The sequence below is a fragment of the Xanthomonas bromi genome (assembly GCF_900092025.1).
GTDB classification, from domain to species: domain Bacteria; phylum Pseudomonadota; class Gammaproteobacteria; order Xanthomonadales; family Xanthomonadaceae; genus Xanthomonas; species Xanthomonas bromi.
In genome coordinates, this window is record NZ_FLTX01000009.1 from 37,550 (window position 1) to 55,112 (window position 17,563).

18 protein-coding genes and 1 other RNA gene are annotated in these 17,563 nt (G+C 64.8%); 4 read left to right on the forward strand and 15 right to left on the reverse strand.

The features are described from left to right. Positions 1 to 187: 187 nt before the first annotated feature. The 10 genes from recA to rlmE all read right to left on the reverse strand — a co-directional run bounded on the left by recA (position 188) and on the right by rlmE (position 11,537). Entirely contained in the window at positions 188 to 1,222 is a 1,035-nt protein-coding gene (gene recA / locus XBLMG947_RS03770; RefSeq protein ID WP_065466452.1) for a recombinase RecA, read from the reverse strand. A 172-nt stretch (positions 1,223 to 1,394) separates the two neighbouring features. After that, a complete protein-coding gene (gene lexA, locus XBLMG947_RS03775; protein WP_065466453.1) occupies positions 1,395 to 2,036 on the reverse strand; it encodes a transcriptional repressor LexA in 642 nt (213 codons plus the stop codon). 91 nt (positions 2,037 to 2,127) lie between these two features. Continuing rightward, complete coding sequence (gene ubiB, locus XBLMG947_RS03780) at positions 2,128 to 3,804, reverse strand: 2-polyprenylphenol 6-hydroxylase (protein WP_065466454.1); 1,677 nt, start codon at positions 3,802 to 3,804, stop codon at positions 2,128 to 2,130. Positions 3,805 to 4,281: 477 nt separating this feature from the next. Further along, positions 4,282 to 4,776: a CinA family protein gene (locus XBLMG947_RS03785; protein WP_065466455.1), complete on the reverse strand. Its 495-nt coding sequence runs from the start codon at positions 4,774 to 4,776 to the stop codon at positions 4,282 to 4,284. A 427-nt stretch (positions 4,777 to 5,203) separates the two neighbouring features. Continuing rightward, positions 5,204 to 6,523: a ribosome rescue GTPase HflX gene (gene hflX, locus XBLMG947_RS03790; RefSeq protein ID WP_065466456.1), complete on the reverse strand. Its 1,320-nt coding sequence runs from the start codon at positions 6,521 to 6,523 to the stop codon at positions 5,204 to 5,206. A gap of 11 nt (positions 6,524 to 6,534) precedes the next feature. Continuing rightward, complete coding sequence (hfq, locus tag XBLMG947_RS03795) at positions 6,535 to 6,813, reverse strand: RNA chaperone Hfq (RefSeq protein ID WP_005915027.1); 279 nt, start codon at positions 6,811 to 6,813, stop codon at positions 6,535 to 6,537. Positions 6,814 to 6,890: 77 nt separating this feature from the next. After that, the gene (gene miaA / locus XBLMG947_RS03800) at positions 6,891 to 7,874 is read right to left on the reverse strand and encodes a tRNA (adenosine(37)-N6)-dimethylallyltransferase MiaA (protein ID WP_065466457.1); all 984 of its coding nucleotides are present in this window, start codon (positions 7,872 to 7,874) and stop codon (positions 6,891 to 6,893) included. Next, a complete protein-coding gene (folP, locus tag XBLMG947_RS03805; protein WP_065466458.1) occupies positions 7,874 to 8,776 on the reverse strand; it encodes a dihydropteroate synthase in 903 nt (300 codons plus the stop codon). Before folP ends, miaA begins: the two co-directional genes overlap by 1 nt. Positions 8,777 to 8,903: 127 nt before the next feature. After that, on the reverse strand, positions 8,904 to 10,844 hold the full coding sequence (gene ftsH / locus XBLMG947_RS03810) for an ATP-dependent zinc metalloprotease FtsH (RefSeq protein ID WP_065466459.1): 1,941 nt from the start codon (positions 10,842 to 10,844) through the stop codon (positions 8,904 to 8,906). Between the two features lie 60 nt (positions 10,845 to 10,904). Then, on the reverse strand, positions 10,905 to 11,537 hold the full coding sequence (gene rlmE, locus XBLMG947_RS03815; protein ID WP_005915021.1) for a 23S rRNA (uridine(2552)-2'-O)-methyltransferase RlmE: 633 nt from the start codon (positions 11,535 to 11,537) through the stop codon (positions 10,905 to 10,907). 66 nt (positions 11,538 to 11,603) lie between these two features. On the opposite strand from rlmE, the gene yhbY reads away from it, so the two are divergent. Further along, positions 11,604 to 11,909, forward strand: a complete 306-nt coding sequence (gene yhbY, locus XBLMG947_RS03820; protein ID WP_065466460.1) for a ribosome assembly RNA-binding protein YhbY — start codon at positions 11,604 to 11,606, stop codon at positions 11,907 to 11,909. A gap of 15 nt (positions 11,910 to 11,924) precedes the next feature. Further along, complete coding sequence (locus XBLMG947_RS03825) at positions 11,925 to 12,299, forward strand: Mth938-like domain-containing protein (protein ID WP_065466461.1); 375 nt, start codon at positions 11,925 to 11,927, stop codon at positions 12,297 to 12,299. Between the two features lie 192 nt (positions 12,300 to 12,491). Here the strand turns inward: XBLMG947_RS03825 and XBLMG947_RS03830 are convergent, their stop codons facing one another. From XBLMG947_RS03830 to surE, 4 genes are read right to left on the reverse strand one after another with little or no spacing between them, the layout of a single operon-like run. After that, positions 12,492 to 13,265, reverse strand: coding sequence for a peptidoglycan DD-metalloendopeptidase family protein (locus XBLMG947_RS03830; RefSeq protein WP_065466505.1), 774 nt, complete (start codon positions 13,263 to 13,265; stop codon positions 12,492 to 12,494). Continuing rightward, positions 13,262 to 13,876, reverse strand: a complete 615-nt coding sequence (locus XBLMG947_RS03835; RefSeq protein ID WP_065466462.1) for a YqaA family protein — start codon at positions 13,874 to 13,876, stop codon at positions 13,262 to 13,264. The genes XBLMG947_RS03830 and XBLMG947_RS03835 overlap by 4 nt, the downstream gene beginning before the upstream one ends. Positions 13,877 to 13,894: 18 nt before the next feature. Then, complete coding sequence (locus XBLMG947_RS03840; RefSeq protein WP_065466463.1) at positions 13,895 to 14,575, reverse strand: protein-L-isoaspartate(D-aspartate) O-methyltransferase; 681 nt, start codon at positions 14,573 to 14,575, stop codon at positions 13,895 to 13,897. Further along, complete coding sequence (gene surE, locus XBLMG947_RS03845; protein ID WP_065466464.1) at positions 14,572 to 15,351, reverse strand: 5'/3'-nucleotidase SurE; 780 nt, start codon at positions 15,349 to 15,351, stop codon at positions 14,572 to 14,574. The genes XBLMG947_RS03840 and surE overlap by 4 nt, the downstream gene beginning before the upstream one ends. Positions 15,352 to 15,456: 105 nt before the next feature. Between surE and XBLMG947_RS03850 the strand changes: the two genes are divergently transcribed. After that, complete coding sequence (locus tag XBLMG947_RS03850) at positions 15,457 to 15,996, forward strand: Smr/MutS family protein (protein ID WP_065466506.1); 540 nt, start codon at positions 15,457 to 15,459, stop codon at positions 15,994 to 15,996. Positions 15,997 to 16,226: 230 nt separating this feature from the next. Next, a non-coding RNA gene (locus tag XBLMG947_RS03855) (sX9 sRNA) lies at positions 16,227 to 16,302 on the forward strand. A 79-nt stretch (positions 16,303 to 16,381) separates the two neighbouring features. On the opposite strand, the gene truD is transcribed toward XBLMG947_RS03855, so the two are convergent. Next, positions 16,382 to 17,491, reverse strand: a complete 1,110-nt coding sequence (gene truD / locus XBLMG947_RS03860) for a tRNA pseudouridine(13) synthase TruD (RefSeq protein ID WP_065466465.1) — start codon at positions 17,489 to 17,491, stop codon at positions 16,382 to 16,384. Positions 17,492 to 17,563: the final 72 nt, after the last annotated feature.

Here is a 17,563-nt window from a genome sequence, read left to right on the forward strand (position 1 = left end):
GATAGATCTACCGCGAGAAGCGACGGCACTGACTCCGCCGTCCTCGCGATAGAAAAACTTGAAACATCGTCCGACGTGTCGAGCTAGTGCCTGCCTTGATTAGAGGTTGCGAGGTTCGTTGCATACCACAAGCACGCTGCAACCCATCCATGGGCAACCCCGACTGTCGATGGCTTTCAGCGAAGACTTATTCCTTTTCGACGTCATCGCCCGCTTCGCGCGGCGCTTCGGCAGGCTGGAACTTCTCGCGCAGCTCGGCTTCAAGCCGGACCGCAACCTGCGGGTTATCGCGCAGGTAGGTGCGCGCGTTGTCCTTGCCCTGCCCGATGCGCTCATCGCCGTAGCTGTACCAGGCGCCGGCTTTGTCGACCAGTTTGGCTTCCACGCCCATGTCGATCAGTTCGCCCTCGCGGCTAATGCCTTCGCCGTACAGGATTTCGGTCACGACCTGCTTGAACGGAGGCGCCAGCTTGTTCTTGACCACCTTGATCTTGGTCTGGTTGCCGATGATCTCGTCGCCCTTCTTGATTGCGCCGATGCGACGGATGTCCAGACGCACCGAGGCGTAGAACTTCAAAGCATTGCCGCCGGTGGTCACTTCCGGACTCTGGCCCGGCATCATGACGCCGATCTTCATACGCAGCTGATTGATGAAGACCACCAGAGTGTTGGAACGCTTGATGTTGCCGGTGAGCTTGCGCAGCGCCTGGCTCATCAGCCGAGCCTGCAGACCCGGTAGCTGGTCTCCCATTTCGCCTTCGATTTCCGCCTTCGGGGTCAGCGCGGCAACCGAATCGATCACCACGATGTCCACCGAGCTCGAACGCACCAGCATGTCGGCAATTTCCAGCGCCTGCTCGCCGGTATCCGGCTGCGACAACAGCAGATCGTCGACGTTGACGCCCAGCTTGGCCGCATAGATCGGGTCCAGCGCATGCTCGGCGTCGATGAAGGCTGCGGTGCCGCCCAGCTTCTGACATTGGGCAATCGCCTGCAGGGTCAGTGTGGTCTTGCCCGAGGATTCCGGCCCGTAGATTTCGACCACGCGGCCCTTCGGCAGGCCACCGATCCCCAGGGCGATGTCCAGCATCAGCGAACCGGTCGGAATGACTTCGACCGCCTCGATGATGCGGTCGCCCATACGCATGACCGAGCCCTTGCCGAATTGCTTTTCGATCTGGCTCAGTGCGGCGGAAAGGGCGCGCTTCTTGTTCTCGTCCATCTGGGTGATCCTCGTCAGTGATTTCGGTATGGGGCTAATGTAGCGGCGGTGTATCGCACAAGCTGAGACTGCAGGCGACACACTCAGATTAGGGAGACGATACGTCCGGTGGCAGCGGGAAATCCTGTAATGCCGGCTCGGGGAAAAACCAGCACGACCCTCGGCACAGACCTCAGCGGTTAGGCCTCAACAGCCCGCAATACAGGCCTTCGATCGCGAAGTCCTGATCCGGCAACACTTCGATGGGTGCGTAGTCCGGGTTGCGTGGCAACAGCCGGATACGGTCCTTGCCGATCTTTAGCAGTTTGACCGTGATCTCCTCATCGATCCGCGCCACCACGATCTGCCCCGAACGTGCGTCGCGGGTGCGATGCACGCCGATCAGATCGCCGTTGAAGATGCCTTCGTCGCGCATCGAATCGCCTTGAACCTTGAGCAGGTAATCCGGCGACGGCGAGAAGAAGACGCGATCCAGCACCACGAAGTCGTCCGAGCCGATATCGGCACCGATCGGCAAACCAGCCGCAACGCGGCCCAGCACCGGCAGACGCAGCACATCGTCATGGAGCGGTTCGCTCGCCGCCGGTGTGCGCGCATGTGCGCCCTGCCCGGTCAGCCGTATGCCGCGCGCTTGGCCTGGGACGCGGCGGATCGCACCCGCCTGCTCCAGCGCTTCCAGGTGATACTGCGCAGCGCGCACACCCTTGAAGCCGAACGCACGGGCGATTTCGGTCTGCGAAGGCGGGACGCCATCGGCATCGATGCGCTCTGCGATCAAGGCCAGGATTGCTTGCTGGGTATCGGTCAGGTCCATGGTTAGTAGTATTACTACTAACGGACGACTGCGCAAGAGCCACCCTGCGCCGGGCTCGCAATGCCGCCCGCATTTCCTTTGGTCTCGGGCTTTAGCGCCGGCTGCGCCAGATCGAGAACAGGATCCAGATGCCGCACAGCGCCGCGCCGATGAAGCCACCCACGCCCAGCGCGAGCAACCAGCGGCTGGCGCTGCCGCCAACGCTGTTCATCACGATCGATGAGCCGATCACCAGTGCAGCAGTGACGATCCCCATCGTGAGGCGGTTGGCCGCGCGGTCGACCTGCTCGCCGAACTCGCGTAGAGCGCGTGTCTCGATCTGAAGCTGCAGCTTGCCGCGGCGTGCGGCCTGCAACAGGCGCTTGAGGTCGCGCGGCAGATCGCCGATCAGATCGATTGCGCCAGTCACGGTACGCCGGCCACGTCGCACGATGGCGCGCGGCGCATAGCGCTGCAACACCACGCGTTCCAGATACGGGCGCGCCTCGGTGGCCATGTCGAAATCCGGATCGAGCTGGCGCCCCATGCCTTCGAGGGTGAGAAACGCCTTGATCATCAGCGCCAGATCCGATGGCAGCGTCAGCCCGTGGTCGCGCAGGATCGAGGTGACGTCGCCCAGCATGGCGCCGATGCGCAGTTCTTTCAGCGGCACGCCGCGATACTCGTCGACGAACGCACCGATGTCCTGCTGCAGACGTGGCTCGTCGATCTCCAGGCTGGTGCCCGCCCATTCCAGCAGCACGTCGATGACCGCTTCGGCGTCGTAGCTGACCATGCCGTGCAGCAGTTGCGCGACCTGGAACCGACGCTGTTCGGAGACGCGCCCCACCATGCCGAAATCGATGACCGCGATCCGCCCGTCGCGCAGGTAGAAAATATTGCCCGGATGCGGATCGGCGTGGAAGCAGCCGTCTTGCAGCACCATCTTGAGCACGATGCCGGCACCGGCGCGCGCGAGCGCCTTGCGGTCCAGGCCGGCCGCATCGACGGCGAGCAGATCGCGTCCCGGAATGCCATCGATGAATTCCTGCACGTTGAGCGACTCGCAGGTCCACTCCCAGTACACCGCCGGCACAACCACCTGCGCGTCGCGCGCGAAGTTGGCGGCGATGCGTTCGGCGTTGCGCCCCTCGGCAGCGAAATCCAGTTCCCGTCGCAGCGAAACGGTGAATTGCTGCACCACCTCGGCGGGACGATAGCGCTTGAGATCCGGTGCGCGGGTTTCGACGATGTCGGCAAGCCGCGCCAGCAGTCGCAGGTCCGCATCGATGGTATCGCCGATACCGGGGCGACGGATCTTCAACACCACCGGCGTGCCATCGGCCAACCACGCGCGATGCGTCTGCGCCAGCGATGCGGCCGCCAGCGGCTGCTCGTCCAGACGCGCGAAAATGCTCTCCGGCTCCATGCCCAGCGCGGCAACCAGCTGCGGGCGGATCTGCTCGAACGGCAACGCCGGCACGGCATTCTGCAGCTCGCTCAATTCTTCGATCCACTCCTGCGGCAGCAGATCCACGCGCGTGGCCAGTACCTGGCCGAGTTTGACGAAGGTCGGCCCGAGTTCTTCCAGTGCACGCCGCACGCGCATCGCCGCGGACATCCGCAAACGGCCCTCGGCGTTATTCCAATGCAACAGCCTGCCGGCGCGCTCGAGCACATCGGCCATGCCGATACGGCGCACCACATCGCCGAAGCCGTAGCGGATCAGGACCGAGGCGATTTCCTGCAGACGCCCAAGATCGCGCACCGTGCCAAGTGCTTCCCACATCAGCGCACCGCCCGCGCACGGGGTGCGATCACGCGCTGCCTGACGCTGCGCTGTCTAGCAGCCTGCCGCGCAGGCAATGATGGAATAGGAGCAAGAAACGAATGCATGGCACACTGGGCGGTGAGGAGACCTTGTTTGTAGCCGATCTGCCGGTTGCTGTCGCGCCCTCGCCCGCTCGAAGCCCAGCGCAGGTTGCAACCGATTGCGCAGCGCACGCGCAACATGCCGCACGCGTCCGTCAGGCACATGCACCTCAATCGCGCAATCGCAACGTCACACCATCATTGCGAGACGCGCCCTGGAAACGCATTCCACGACCGGGCTGCAGCGGCGTGCCGATGACGATCTGCCGATAGGTTTTTTGGGGCGGCGGCGCACTGCCACAGTATTTCGGTTTCGCTGGCGCGCTATAGCACGCTGGACATGGCGCGCACCACCAAGCTGGTGCCGATCACTATCCAGCTAACCTGCGGGTAACTAAAGCAGCGCGCTCAACCCACGCAGTGCTGCGATCACGGTCTGACGGCGCACCGCATCGCGGTCGCCCTTGAACTGGAACAGTTGCGCCGTGGCATAGCCGCCGCGACGCTTCCAACCGATCCAGACCGTACCGACCGGTTTATCGTCGCTGCCGCCACCGGGCCCGGCAATACCGGTTACCGCCACCGCGATGCTTGCACCGGAATTCACCAGCGCGCCAGAGACCATTTCGATCACGGTTTCGCGGCTGACCGCCCCATGCACCTCCAGGGTCTGCGGGCGGACGCCAAGCAGTGCCTGTTTGGCCTCGTAGCTGTAGGCGGCCATGCCGCAATCGAACCAGTGCGAGGAGCCGGCGACATCTGTCACCGCCTTGGCGATCCAGCCACCGGTACAGCTCTCGGCAGTGACCAGGCGCTCGCGCGCGGCAAGCAATTGCTGGCCGAGGACTTCGGCAAGCTGCTGCAGTTCGGAATCGGTGGACAAGGACATGGACACGGCGACGAGGGAGCAGCGGACGTTTTAGCCCAATTCGTGGCATCTGTCTGCGGCTGGCGCCGCTTCCGAATGGGCGCGACGGGGCCCGGGTTCAGTGGCGATGTGGCGCCGACATGCGGCGCTTCGGGTCTGGAACGCCATCGGATATGCAGCGACAGACCTGCCGCACGCCGTCTAACCGCAGCGCCGAGGCGCCCAGATCACCTGGGCGCCGTAGGAGCGACGGCCACGAATTGCCAAGCAAACGTGCGGTGCGTGAGGTTACTCCGTGCATGCAGGTTGCCGCAGAGAGCATGTGCTGCCGCAGGTTCGCACAGGTCGAAGCGAGACGGTACAACTGCCGCACAACGACACCGCACACCCGGCCTCATCCGCCTTGAAACAGCAGCACAGTCGCGCCATGCGGACTGCGCTGCCTCCATCACGCCTCCCAGTCTTCGCGACGATCCGGCAGCATCGCGCGCAGCGGCTCGCCATCCTCGCCAGCAGCCAGCCGCTCGGCTTCGACCATCGGCAGATCGACCTCAAGCAACCAGCCCTCCTCGTCGGATTGCTCGTTGCGCACCACTTCCAGCTGATGCAGCCTGGAACGCAGGCGGCCGGCCGACGGCGGCAGCCGCAGCTGGCCGGTCAGATGGCGCAGGTCCAGTCGCTGACCGAGCGCCTGCTGCAGTTCTTCCAGCCCACGCCCGTCGCGCGCCGACACCCACACGCGCTCGCGGCGTGCCGGATCCGGAATGCCGTCCTGCGCATCGTGGCGCACTTCGGCGCCTTCGATCTTGTCGATCTTGTTGAATACCAACAGCTGCGGCAGATCGCCGGCACCGACCGCCTGCAACACTTCATCGACCTGCAGGATGCGCTCTTCGCGCAGCGGGTCGGCCGCATCGACGATGTGCAGCAACAGATCGGCATCGCGCGCTTCAGACAAGGTCGAACGGAACGCAGCGACCAGTTCGTGCGGAAGATCGCGCACGAAGCCGACCGTATCGGCAAGAATCGCGCTACCGCCCGGCAACGCGATGCGCCGCACGGTGGGATCCAGCGTGGCGAACAGCTGATCGGCCACGTACGCCTCTGCGCCGGTCAACGCATTGAACAGCGTCGATTTGCCGGCATTGGTGTAACCGACCAAGGCAATCCGCGGCAATTCGCTGCGCATCCGCGCGCGACGCATCTGGGTGCGCTGCACCTCGACCTTTTCCAGTCGCTGCTGCAACTGCTCGACGCGCTTTTGCAGCAGGCGACGGTCGGTTTCCAGCTGGGTTTCGCCAGGGCCGCGCAGGCCGATCGAACCGCCGCGCTGACGCTCCAAGTGCGTCCAGCCGCGGACCAGGCGCGTGGCCATATGACGCAATTGCGCCAGCTCCACCTGCAGCTTGCCTTCGTGGCTGCGCGCGCGTTGCGCGAAGATGTCCAGGATCAGGCCGGTGCGGTCGATCACGCGCCGCTCCAGATACTTCTCCAGGTTGCGCTCCTGGCCGGGCGACAAGGTGTGATTGACCAACACCAGATCCGCGCCGGTGGCCTCGGCTGCCGCCTTGACCTCTTCCAGCTTGCCGCTGCCGATCAGGGTCGACGGGCTCGGTTTATCGATGCGTGCGGTCAGGGTGGCCGCCACCGTGGCGCCCGCCGACTTTGCAAGATCGGCGAACTCCTCCATGACATCGTCTTCGGCAGGCCCACCGGAGTGGGTCTGTATCAACAACGCGTGCTCACCCTTGCGGGACCGATCAAACACGCACTACTCCGTTACTGCTCGACGTCGTCATCTTCCGCCTGATTGCCTTCATTGGATTGCACATACCCACCACCCGGCCCCACGCGCACATTGCGCGCCGGCACCACCGTGGAAATGGCGTGCTTGTACACCATCTGACTCACGGTATTGCGCAGCAGGACCACGAATTGGTCGAACGACTCGATCGTGCCCTGCAGCTTGATGCCATTGACCAGATACACCGACACGGGAACCCGCTCGCGTCGCAGCGCGTTGAGGAATGGGTCCTGTAAAGATTGCCCCTTAGCCATCGAAAAATCCTCTTCATTATTGTTCTTATCGTCCCGGTCGACACCTGCCATCCCCAGCCGGCCCCGGAAACGGGATGTTACACGCCTGAAGCCTGCCGCACAGCGGGAAGATCACCGAGGAAGCCGACAAGTGCACTCTCCAATCGATGACGGTCACGCTCCGGGTCGAACCAGCGCGCGTCGAGCTCGCCACGCAGCCAGGTGAGCTGACGTTTGGCCAGTTGCCGGGTCGCCTGAATCGCCTTGTCGCGGAACTCAACGAGGCTGCAGGCGCCGTCCAGATACTCCCAGGCTTGCCGGTAGCCCACCGCACGCACCGCCGGCAGATCCAACGGGGCGGCCACCGCCTGCATCTGCGGTAGCGCCCGCAAGCGCTGCACTTCTGCCAGAAAACCTTGCACCAGCATCGCGTCCAGGCGCCGTTCGATGCGTTCATGCAGCACCGCACGCTCGCGGGGTGCCAATACCACCTTCAACACACGCACCGGCAGGCGCGGCCCGGGCGGTAGCGCCTGCCAATAACTGATCGGCCGCCCGCTGATGCGGTAGACCTCCAGCGCCCGCTGGATCCGCTGCGGGTCGGTCGCATGAATGCGCGCCGCGGCCATCGGGTCCACGCGTGCCAGCTGTGCGTGCAAGCCAGCCCAACCACACTGCTCCGCTTCGGCCGCGATGGATGCGCGCACTGCCTGGTCGGCCTCGGGCAGTTGCGACAAGCCTTCCAGCAGCGCACGGAAATACAGGCCGGTGCCGCCGGCCAGGATCGGCAGCTTGCCGCGTGCCACGATCTGCTCGATCGCTTTACGCGCATCGCTGGCGAACTCGGCGGCCGAATACACCTGCCAGGGATCGCGCACGTCCAGCAGATGATGTGAAACCGCCGCGCGCATCGCCGCGTCCGGTTTGGCCGCGCCGATCTCCAAGCCGCGATAGACCAGCGCCGAATCGACGCTGACGATTTCTCCGTTCCAGCGCTCTGCAGCTTCCAGCGCCAGCGCAGACTTGCCGCTGGCGGTGGGGCCCATCAGGGCAATCGCCAGCGGACTTTGGTCGGCAGGCATCAGTCCTCGTCCGGCCAACGGATCGTCGGTGCAGCCGTTGCGCTGACACGCGGGACAGGAATCGCCGCCATCGCAGTCCACACCTTCAACGCATCGACGGTTGCTGCCACATCGTGCACGCGCAGCAGCAGCGCGCCATGTTGGGCCGCAATCAGATGCGCGGCCACCGAGCCGTGTACGCGTTCGGCGGCGATCTCGCGGCCGGTCAGTTCGCCGATGCTGCGCTTGCGCGACAGCCCCGCCAATACCGGCAGCCCGAATTCCTGCAGGCGCTGCAGTTGCGCAAGCAGGGTGAGGTTATGCGTGGTGGTCTTGTCGAAGCCGAAGCCCGGATCCAGGATCAGCGAGCGTTTGTCGATACCGGCCATCTCGGCGGCGAAGATGCGCTCGGCCAGAAACCGGTGCACCTCACCGACGACATCGTCGTACTGCGGCGCGTCCTGCATGGCGTGCGGCGCGCTGCGCGCATGCATCAAGACCACCGGCACGCGCAGGTCCGACGCTGCTTCCAACGCACCGGGCGAACGCAAGGCATAGACGTCGTTGATCATGCCGGCGCCGGCCGCAACCGCTGCGCGCATGACCTCCGGCTTGAACGTGTCCACGCTGATCGGCACGTTGGTGCGCTGCGCCAGTGCCTCGATCACCGGAATCACCCGCTGCAGCTCCTCTTCAACCGGCACCGCTGTGGCACCCGGGCGTGTGGATTCGCCGCCGATATCCAGCACGGCCGCGCCCTGCTCCACCAGCACCAGCCCGTGCGCGATCGCCGCTTCGCACGTTGCATGCTGGCCACCGTCAGAGAACGAATCGGGCGTGACATTGACAATGCCCATCACCTGCGGCGCATCCAGCCGCAGGCTGCGGCCGGCGCAATCCAGTTTGAGGGCGGTGTCGAACATCGGCAGTGTCTCCTTTGGTGATCGCGATTGCTCGCATGTGGGCGTACGCACTGCCCGATAACGCATCAAGGCCGGGAATCGCTTCCCGGCCTTGATGGATGCCTCTGCAGATCAGCGGATGACCGGCTTAGATCTGCTCGGCCGGTCCTGCAATGGGCGGCAACGGACGTGGGCTACCCTTGTCGTTGTTGTTGCCACCGTCCTTGTCGGACTTGCCCCAGCCTGCCGGCGGCGGCGGATCGCGGCCCTCCATGATGGCGTCGATCTGCGGCACGTCGATGGTTTCGTACTGCAGCAACAACTGCGACATCGCATGCAGCTTGTCCAAGTTGTCGGTGAGGATGGTCTTGGTCTTGCTGTAGGCCTTGTCCAGGATCGAACGCACCACTTCGTCGATCTTGCGCGCGGTTTCGTCCGAGACGTTCTTGTGCTGGGTAACCGAACGGCCCAGGAACACCTCGTCCTCTTCCTCGCCATAGGCGACCGGGCCGAGCTCGTCCGACAAGCCCCACTTGGTGACCATGTTGCGCGCCATCTTGGTGGCACGCTCGATGTCGTTGGACGCACCGGTGGTGACCTTGTCGCCACCGAAGATCAACTCTTCGGCCACACGGCCACCGTACAGCGAGCACAGCTGCGATTCGATCGCCACGCGATTCATCGAATAACGATCGCCTTCCGGCAGATACATCGTCACGCCAAGTGCGCGGCCGCGCGGAATGATGGTGACCTTGTAGACCGGGTCATGTTCCGGTACCAGGCGGCCCACGATGGCGTGGCCTGCCTCGTGATACGCGGTCAGCGTCTTTTCGTCCTCGCTCATGGCCATCGAACGACGTTCGGCGCCCATCAGGATCTTGTCGCGGGCGCGGTCGAAGTGGTCCATGCGGACTTCCTTCTCGCTGCCACGCGCCGCAAACAACGCCGCTTCGTTGCAGAGGTTGGCCAGATCGGCACCCGAGAAACCCGGGGTACCGCGGGCGATCACCATCGGCACCACGTCGTCGGCCAGCGGCAGCTTGCGCATGTGCACACGCAGGATCTGTTCGCGGCCCTTCACGTCCGGCAGGCCGACCACGACCTGACGGTCGAAACGGCCCGGACGCAGCAGCGCCGGATCCAGCACGTCAGGCCGGTTGGTCGCCGCGATCACGATCACGCCTTCGCCGCCTTCGAAGCCGTCCATCTCGACCAATAACTGGTTCAAGGTCTGCTCGCGCTCGTCATGACCGCCGCCCAGGCCAGCACCGCGATGACGGCCCACCGCATCGATTTCGTCGATGAAGATGATGCATGGCGCGTGCTTCTTGGCCTGCTCGAACATATCGCGGACGCGGCTCGCGCCAACACCGACGAACATTTCGACAAAGTCCGAACCGGAGATGCTGAAGAACGGCACCTTGGCCTCGCCGGCAATCGCCTTGGCGAGCAGCGTCTTGCCGGTACCCGGCGGGCCGACCATCAACACGCCGCGCGGAATCTTACCGCCCAGCTTGGTGAACTTGGTCGGGTCGCGCAGGAAGTCGACCAGCTCGCCCACTTCTTCCTTAGCTTCGTCGCAACCGGCAACGTCGGCAAAGGTAATCTTGACCTGATCTTCGCCCTGCAGCTTGGCGCGCGACTTGCCGAAGCTCATCGCACCCTTGGCACCGCCGCCACCGCCCTGCATCTGGCGCATGATGAACAGCCAGAAGCCGATGATCAGGATGACCGGCAGGAAATTCAGCACCAACGACCAAAAGCCAGGGCCGGTCGAAGGCTTCTGGCGGGTCATTTCGATGTTCTTGCTGTACAGCACGTCGACCAGCTTGTCGTCGCGCGGACCATAAACGGTGGCTTCGCTACCGTCGGTGCGCTTGAAGCGGATCGCGTTGACGGCCAGGTTGGTCTCGTCGGTGTAATCCACCGATTTGACGCGCCCGGAGTCCACTTCCTTCAGAAACTGGGTGTAGGTGATCGAGTCGGGGCCGACACCGCCTGCCATCCGCGGCGAGAAACTCTGGAAGACAACCATCAGCACAACTGCGACGACCACCCACAGCAGCAGATTCTTGGTCAAGTCGTTCATCCTCATTGGCTCCGGTGCCCTCTACTCTTCGATGCTTGAAATACGGTGGTCATTGGCAGCTTACTTGATCTGGACACGCTTGCCCTGACCGAGCGCATAAACTTCCGGGGAGCGCTTGCGCGAGGCCGCCGGCTTGCGAATCGTCACCTTCTCATAGCGGCGGCGAAGCTCACGAATGTAGTCGTCGGACCCGACACCCTGGAACAGCTTGATCAGGAACGCCCCGCCCGGCTTGAGGTGGGTGTCGGCAAATTCCATCGCCAGTTCCGCCAGGTGCATCATCCGCGGTTGGTCGACCGCATCCATACCACTCTTATTGGGGGCCATATCGGACAGAACAAGGTCCACCGGCACATCGCCCAACATCGCTTCAAATTGGGATAGGACGGCCTGCTCCCTGAAGTCGCCGTGAAGGAACTCCACGCCCGCCAGGGCCGGCATGTCCAGGATGTCCAGCGCCACCACCCGGCCACTGTCGCCCATGGACTTGCGCACCTGCTGCGACCAGCCGCCCGGCGCCGCGCCCAGATCGACCACCACCATGCCCGGCTTGAGCAGGCGGTCGCGTTGCAACAACTCTTCCAGCTTGTAGGCCGCGCGCGAGCGCATGCCCTCGGCCTGGGCCTTCTTCACGTAAGGGTCGGCGAAGTGTTCCTTGAGCCAGCGCTGGCTGCTTTTACTGCGGGAAGGCATTGGCAACGGGGGTCAAAACGGGCCGCCATGATACCCTGAACACCCTTTGCTTCCCTTCGATCCTGCATGTCCATTGTTCTCACCTCCGCCCAGAACCGTTTCCTGCGCGGCCAGGCCCATGATCTCAAGGCACTGCTGCAGACTGGCGGCAAAGGGGTCACGCCGGCGTTTCTGGCCGAACTCGAAGACGTGCTCGAGCGCCACGAACTGATCAAGGTGAAGGTGGCTTCGGAGGATCGTGAGACCCGCGACGCGCTGATCGCCGAGCTGGTCGGACAGACCGGAAGCGCCCTGGTGCAACGGATCGGCCACGTCGCCATCCTGTACCGCCCCAGCAAGGAAAAGCGCCAGATCGTGCTGCCGCGCGGCTGAGCCAACGAGTTCGTCATGCCTCTAAGTCAGGAACACCCCGATTACGCCTATGCGCTGCGCGCGGCCGATGGTCGCCATGCCAAGGTGAACGACCAGATCCTGCAGCAGAGCTTCATCCTGATGCCGGATGAGTTGGTCGAGCGTTGGCCGGTACACACCCTGGAGCAACTCCAGGTGAGCCATCTGGACGCGGTACTGGCGCTCAGCCCGGCTGTGATCTTGCTCGGCACCGGCGAGCGCCAACTATTCCCGAAGACCGACGTGCTGGCCGCCTGCCTGACCCGCGGCATCGGCCTGGAAGCAATGACCAACGCCGCCGCCGCGCGCACCTATAACGTGCTGGCCAGCGAAGGCCGTCGGGTCGCGTTGGCGATGGTGTTGCCGGGCTGATTGGTTGGGACGGGATTTGGGAGCCGGGATTGGGGATTCGTAAAAGCGGGCCGCAGATCGCTTTTCCATTCAGCGAAGAACGGGATCGGATCGTGGTGGCTCGCCGTTACTAAACAGCGAGAACGCGCTTCTCGCGCACGTTCAGCCCAAGTGCTGTTGCGACTCCCGACTCCCGATTCCCCAATCCCGAACTCACTTCTTCGGCAGATACAGCAGCGGATCCACCGGCTTGCCGTTGTAACGGATCTCGAAGTGCAACATGTCGCGGGAAGCACCGCTGCGGCCCATTTCGGCGATCTGCTGCCCCGCCTTGACGCTCTGGCCTTCGTTGAGCAACCGCTTGCGGTTGTGCCCATATGCGGACAGCCACTGGTCGTTGTGCTTGATGATGATCAACTCGCCGTAGCCAACCAGGCCGGCGCCGGAATACACCACCACACCATCGGCGGCGGCGCGCACGGCCTGGCCGCTGGCACCGGCAATATCCACGCCTTGCTTGGTCGTTTCGCCGGTGACGAAAGTGCCGACCACCACGCCATCGGCGGGCCAGCGCCAGGGAAATCCGCTGCTGACCGGTGCAGCAATCGGCGCCGCCGGACGCGGCGGAGCCACGGGGCCGGAGACTGGCGCGCTGGCGCCAGGCTTGCTGCCCCCCCCCGGATACAATTTGAGAGTCTGCCCGGGATAGATGGTGTTCGGTGAAGACAGCCCGTTCCAGGCCGCCAGATCCGGCGCCGTGATATTGGTGCGGCGCGCGATCGCGTAGAGCGTATCGCCCCGCTGTACGGTCACCGTGGCACCCGGGCGCGGCACTGACGGGCGTGGCGCCGCGCTCGGACGCGACGACGCGCCACCGCTCGCCCCAGGCGAACGCACCACGGTGGCGCTGCTGCAGGCGGTGAGCCCGATGGCGACTGCGAGCAGGACTGCTGTCTTGCGTACCGAATTCATCTGCGTCTTGCTCATCCGTTCGTTGTCTTCCATACCAGCCAGCCGGCGCCGGCCGCGAGCACTGCCATCGCTACCCAGCCGAGCGGCTCGATCCACCTGTGCAATGCGGCCTCGGCACGCGCGCCGCCCAGACGGATCGCGCCGGCCACCAGGTACACGCGCTTGCCGCGGCCCACCAGCATGCTGGCGATAAACGGCAGGATCGGCACGCCAACCACGCCGGAGGCCCAGGTGAAGATCTTCAGCGGGATCGGAGTGAAACCGACCAGTACCAGCGCCCAGAACGCTTTCCACGGCGACTCGGCCACCAGCGCGCGTAGATTTTCGATCTGCGCCTGGATCTTCACACTCCAGCCCAGCCATTCGATCAGCGGCTGCAACGCGGCAAACGCGAAATGGCCGAGCAGATAACCGACCAGCGCCCCGCAGACCGAGCCGATCAGGCTCAAGGTGGCAAACCACAGCGAGCGCTTGGGTTCTGCCAGCGACATCGGTGCCAGCATCACTTCCGGCGGTACTGGAAAGATGAAGCCCTCCACGAAGCTGAGGCCGGTCAGCAGCGCGGGGGCGCGGCGATGGCGCGACCAACGAATGGCCACGTCGTACAACGGCCCGAAAATCTTCATCGAGAAACTCTCATGGATTCAATCCAGCATGCCCGACAACAGCGGCACGAACGTGACCGGCGCCAGAACCTGGTGGTCGATCGCGCCATCGGCCCCGCGGGTGAGTTGCACCAACGACTGCGAGGACGCGCCACCGACCGGGGCGACCAGGCGTCCGCCGACCGCGAGCTGATCGACCAGTGCGTCCACCAACGCAGGCGCGGCCGCGGTCACCACGATGGCGTCGTACGGGCCATGCTCGGGCCAGCCGATACGGCCGTCGTCGTGCTTGCTGCGCACGTTCATGCCCAGATGGCGGAAGCGTTTGCGCGCCTGCCGCAGCAGGTCGCCGATACGCTCGACGGTGTACACCTCCAGCCCCAGCGCGGCCAGGATGGCGCCCTGATAGCCCGAACCGGTACCCACTTCGAGCACCTTGGTCGGCGCTACCTGCAGCACTGCCTCGGTCATGCGTGCGACCACCCACGGCTGCGAGATGGTCTGGCCGTGACCGATTGGCAGCGCGGTGTCTTCGTAGGCGCGCGAGGCCAGCGCTTCATCGATGAACAGATGGCGCGGCACGGTGCGCATTGCATTGAGCGTTGCTTCGTCCTGGATGCCGGCTTCGCGCAGGCGCTCGACCAGACGGTCGCGCACGCGCTGCGAGGTCATGCCGATGCCGACCGATTCCGGTTGCAACATGCGCAGCCTCGGTGTCATGCCGGGCTGTCCAGCGCGGCGGTCAGCCCGCCGACCCAACCGGCCACCGTCTCCAGCGCCTGGTAGCGGGTGAGATCGACGTGGATCGGGGTGATCGAGATATGCCCGGTCCGCACGGCGTGGAAATCGGTACCGGCGCCAGCGTCCTGCTCCGGACCGGCCGGGCCGATCCAGTACACGGTGCGGCCGCGTGGGTCGCGCTGCGGCACGCAGGGTTCCGAGCGATGCCGGTTGCCGAGCCGGGTGACTTCGAAACCGAGCACATCCGACCAGGCCAGATCCGGCACGTTGACGTTGAGGATGGTGTCGGCGGGCAACGGGTCGGCCTTCAGCCGCGCCACGATTTCCACCGCAGCGCGCGCGGCGGTTTCATAGTGATGCGCTTCGTGGTGGTGCGTGACCAACGACACCGCCACCGCCGGCAAGCCGAGGAAGCGCCCCTCCATCGCAGCGGACACGGTGCCCGAATAGATCACGTCGTCGCCCAGATTGGCCGAGTTGTTGATGCCGGAGACCACGATGTCGGGGTCGTAATCGAGCATGCCGGTGAGTGCCAGATGCACGCAGTCGGTCGGCGTGCCGGCCACCGCGCAGGTCTGCGCGTCGATGCGGCGGGTGCGGATCGGCACATCCAGCGTCAGCGAATTGCTGGCCCCGGAGCGGTCGCGGTCGGGCGCGACCACCATCACTTCATGACCGGCATAGCGCAGCGCCTCGGCCAATATCTGGATGCCGGGGGCGTCGACACCGTCGTCGTTGCTAACCAGTACGCGCATGAGACTCCTCGGAAAACCGGGTCATGATACCGGATGCGCCCCGCCCCTTCGCGCTTGATCTTCGCGTGCGCCTGCGCCTGCGCCTGGACCGGGTACGCTGTGCGCATGTCGCATCCTGAAGACGAAGACGACGGCGCGTTGTTCCGCGCAGCGATCGGCGCGGTCAAGCCGATTCGTGAGGTCGCGCCACCGGCCAACGCCAAGCCGCGCCCCAAGCCGCGCGCGCGCATGGCCGAGCGCGACGAGGCGCAAGCGCACACCGAATTTGCACGTCTGTTACGCAACAGCGCGCCGCTGGAAGCCGGCGATATCGCCAGCTATCGGCACGAGAACCTTCCCACGCGCTTGTTTCAGCGGCTCAAGCGCGGGCAATTTTCGGTGCAGGACGAACTGGATCTGCACGGCGCCACCGCGGCGCAGGCCGAGTCGTTGTTGCGCCAGTTCCTGCTGGACGCGCATGCGCACGAACATGGTTGCGTGCGCATCATCCACGGCAAGGGCCCGCAGTCCGACACCGGAGCGCCAGTGCTGAAGAACCTGATGGACCGGCTGCTGCGTCAACGCAACGATGTGCTGGCGTTTCATTCGGCGCCACCCACGCAGGGCGGCACGGGTGCGCTGTTGGTGTTGCTGGCACGGCGATAGGCTGACCGCGGAGGGTGATTGACGCGAAGCGTTGGGGAAGCGATTGCGCGGATCATGCGCACCGCTAACGTCTGTAATGCGCGAGGCACCTCGACGCAAGCAACGGCTTTACGACACACGGGTGCAATTGATCCGGGTCGGTGTCGCCTCAGCTGCCCGTCGTGGCGAAGAGCATGTAACAAACCTACTGCGCGGCCGCCAGGCAGGCGCGGTCGGTACTCGGAATCGGCGTGTACCAGTTGAACACTCCGGTTCCTCCGCACCGCCCGCACCCACCTGACGACCGCTCGCGACGTTTTGTGAGCCGCTGTAAGGGCGCTCCTCCGTAGGTAGCGGAGCGAGACGTCATTGACCCTGCACTGCGCCCGACAGCGGCCGCGCGCAGTCACGCGTCAGAAGGCACATCGGCGTTGAAGCGGCCTGCGTCGGCGACCTCGCCCAATTCCCACAGCAGTGCGGTGGCGTAGCAGCCAGGCGGCAATGCGAACGCGAGCTGCAGGGTCTGCGCCTCCAGCCATCGGTACTCCAGGCCTTGCGGGCGCAAGCGCAGCGCGCGGCGCTCCTGCTTCAAACCCGCTGCTTCCAGGCCTTGGCGCAGCGCTTCGGATTGCGGGTCGGACAATGCATCCTGCTCCACCGCCGCGGCCTGATCGGTCGAGCGCAACGCTCCCGCGCCCCACAACGGGCCACTGGGATGGATATCGAAACGCGCCAGGCGCTCGGCCAGCACCTCGCTCCACGGCTCCGGGCCGAAGACGCTGCGCGAGCCATCCAGCATCCACGCCTCGCCCTCCAGCGCGCTATCCCAACTGCCCTGCGCCACACGTGCGCTGAGCACGCGATTGAACAAGGCCGAGCGCGCCGCCGACAGCAGCATCGAGCGCTGATCGTTGCGCAGCCGCCGCTTCGATGTGGGCACCGGCAGCAAGGTTCCGTCGACGGCTTGCACATGACCAAACATCGCCAAAGCAGCCGCCACGTTGCCGCCATCGCGACCAAAGCGTTGTTCGCCGAACCAATTGGGGATGCCGCGCGCAGCAATCGCCTGTAATCGTTGCTCGATCGCATCGCGCTCGCCCTGCACCTGACGCAGTGTGAGCACGAAGCGATTGCCGTGCAGCGCACCGCGTTGCAGCTTGCGGTTGTGCCAGGTGCTGTCGACTACCTGCATCTGCGCATCATCCAGCGCGGCCATATCCGGCGCGATGCGCTTGGGCAGATGCACGCTGAAACGCTGGGTGGTCACCGCATGGCGATCTTTCAGACCCGCATAGCTGACCCCCATTTCGGCGATGCCGGCCCAGTGCGCGAGCTTCTTGGCGATATAGGCGGTGTTCTGACCACGCTTGCGCACGGTGAGCAACAGATGCTCGCCTTCGCCAGAAGGCTCGAATGCCGGAAGTTCGTCGACCTGAAAGTCGTCCGGCGTGCTGCGCATGGCCGAATGCAGCACAGCCGCGCCATACGCGCGTGGAAGAACAGAGATCTCGCTCATGCTGTGGTTTGCCTTCGCATCAGAGGTGGCGCGCTGCGTGCCGCTTCGCTCGGCGCGTTGATGGCGTCTGGC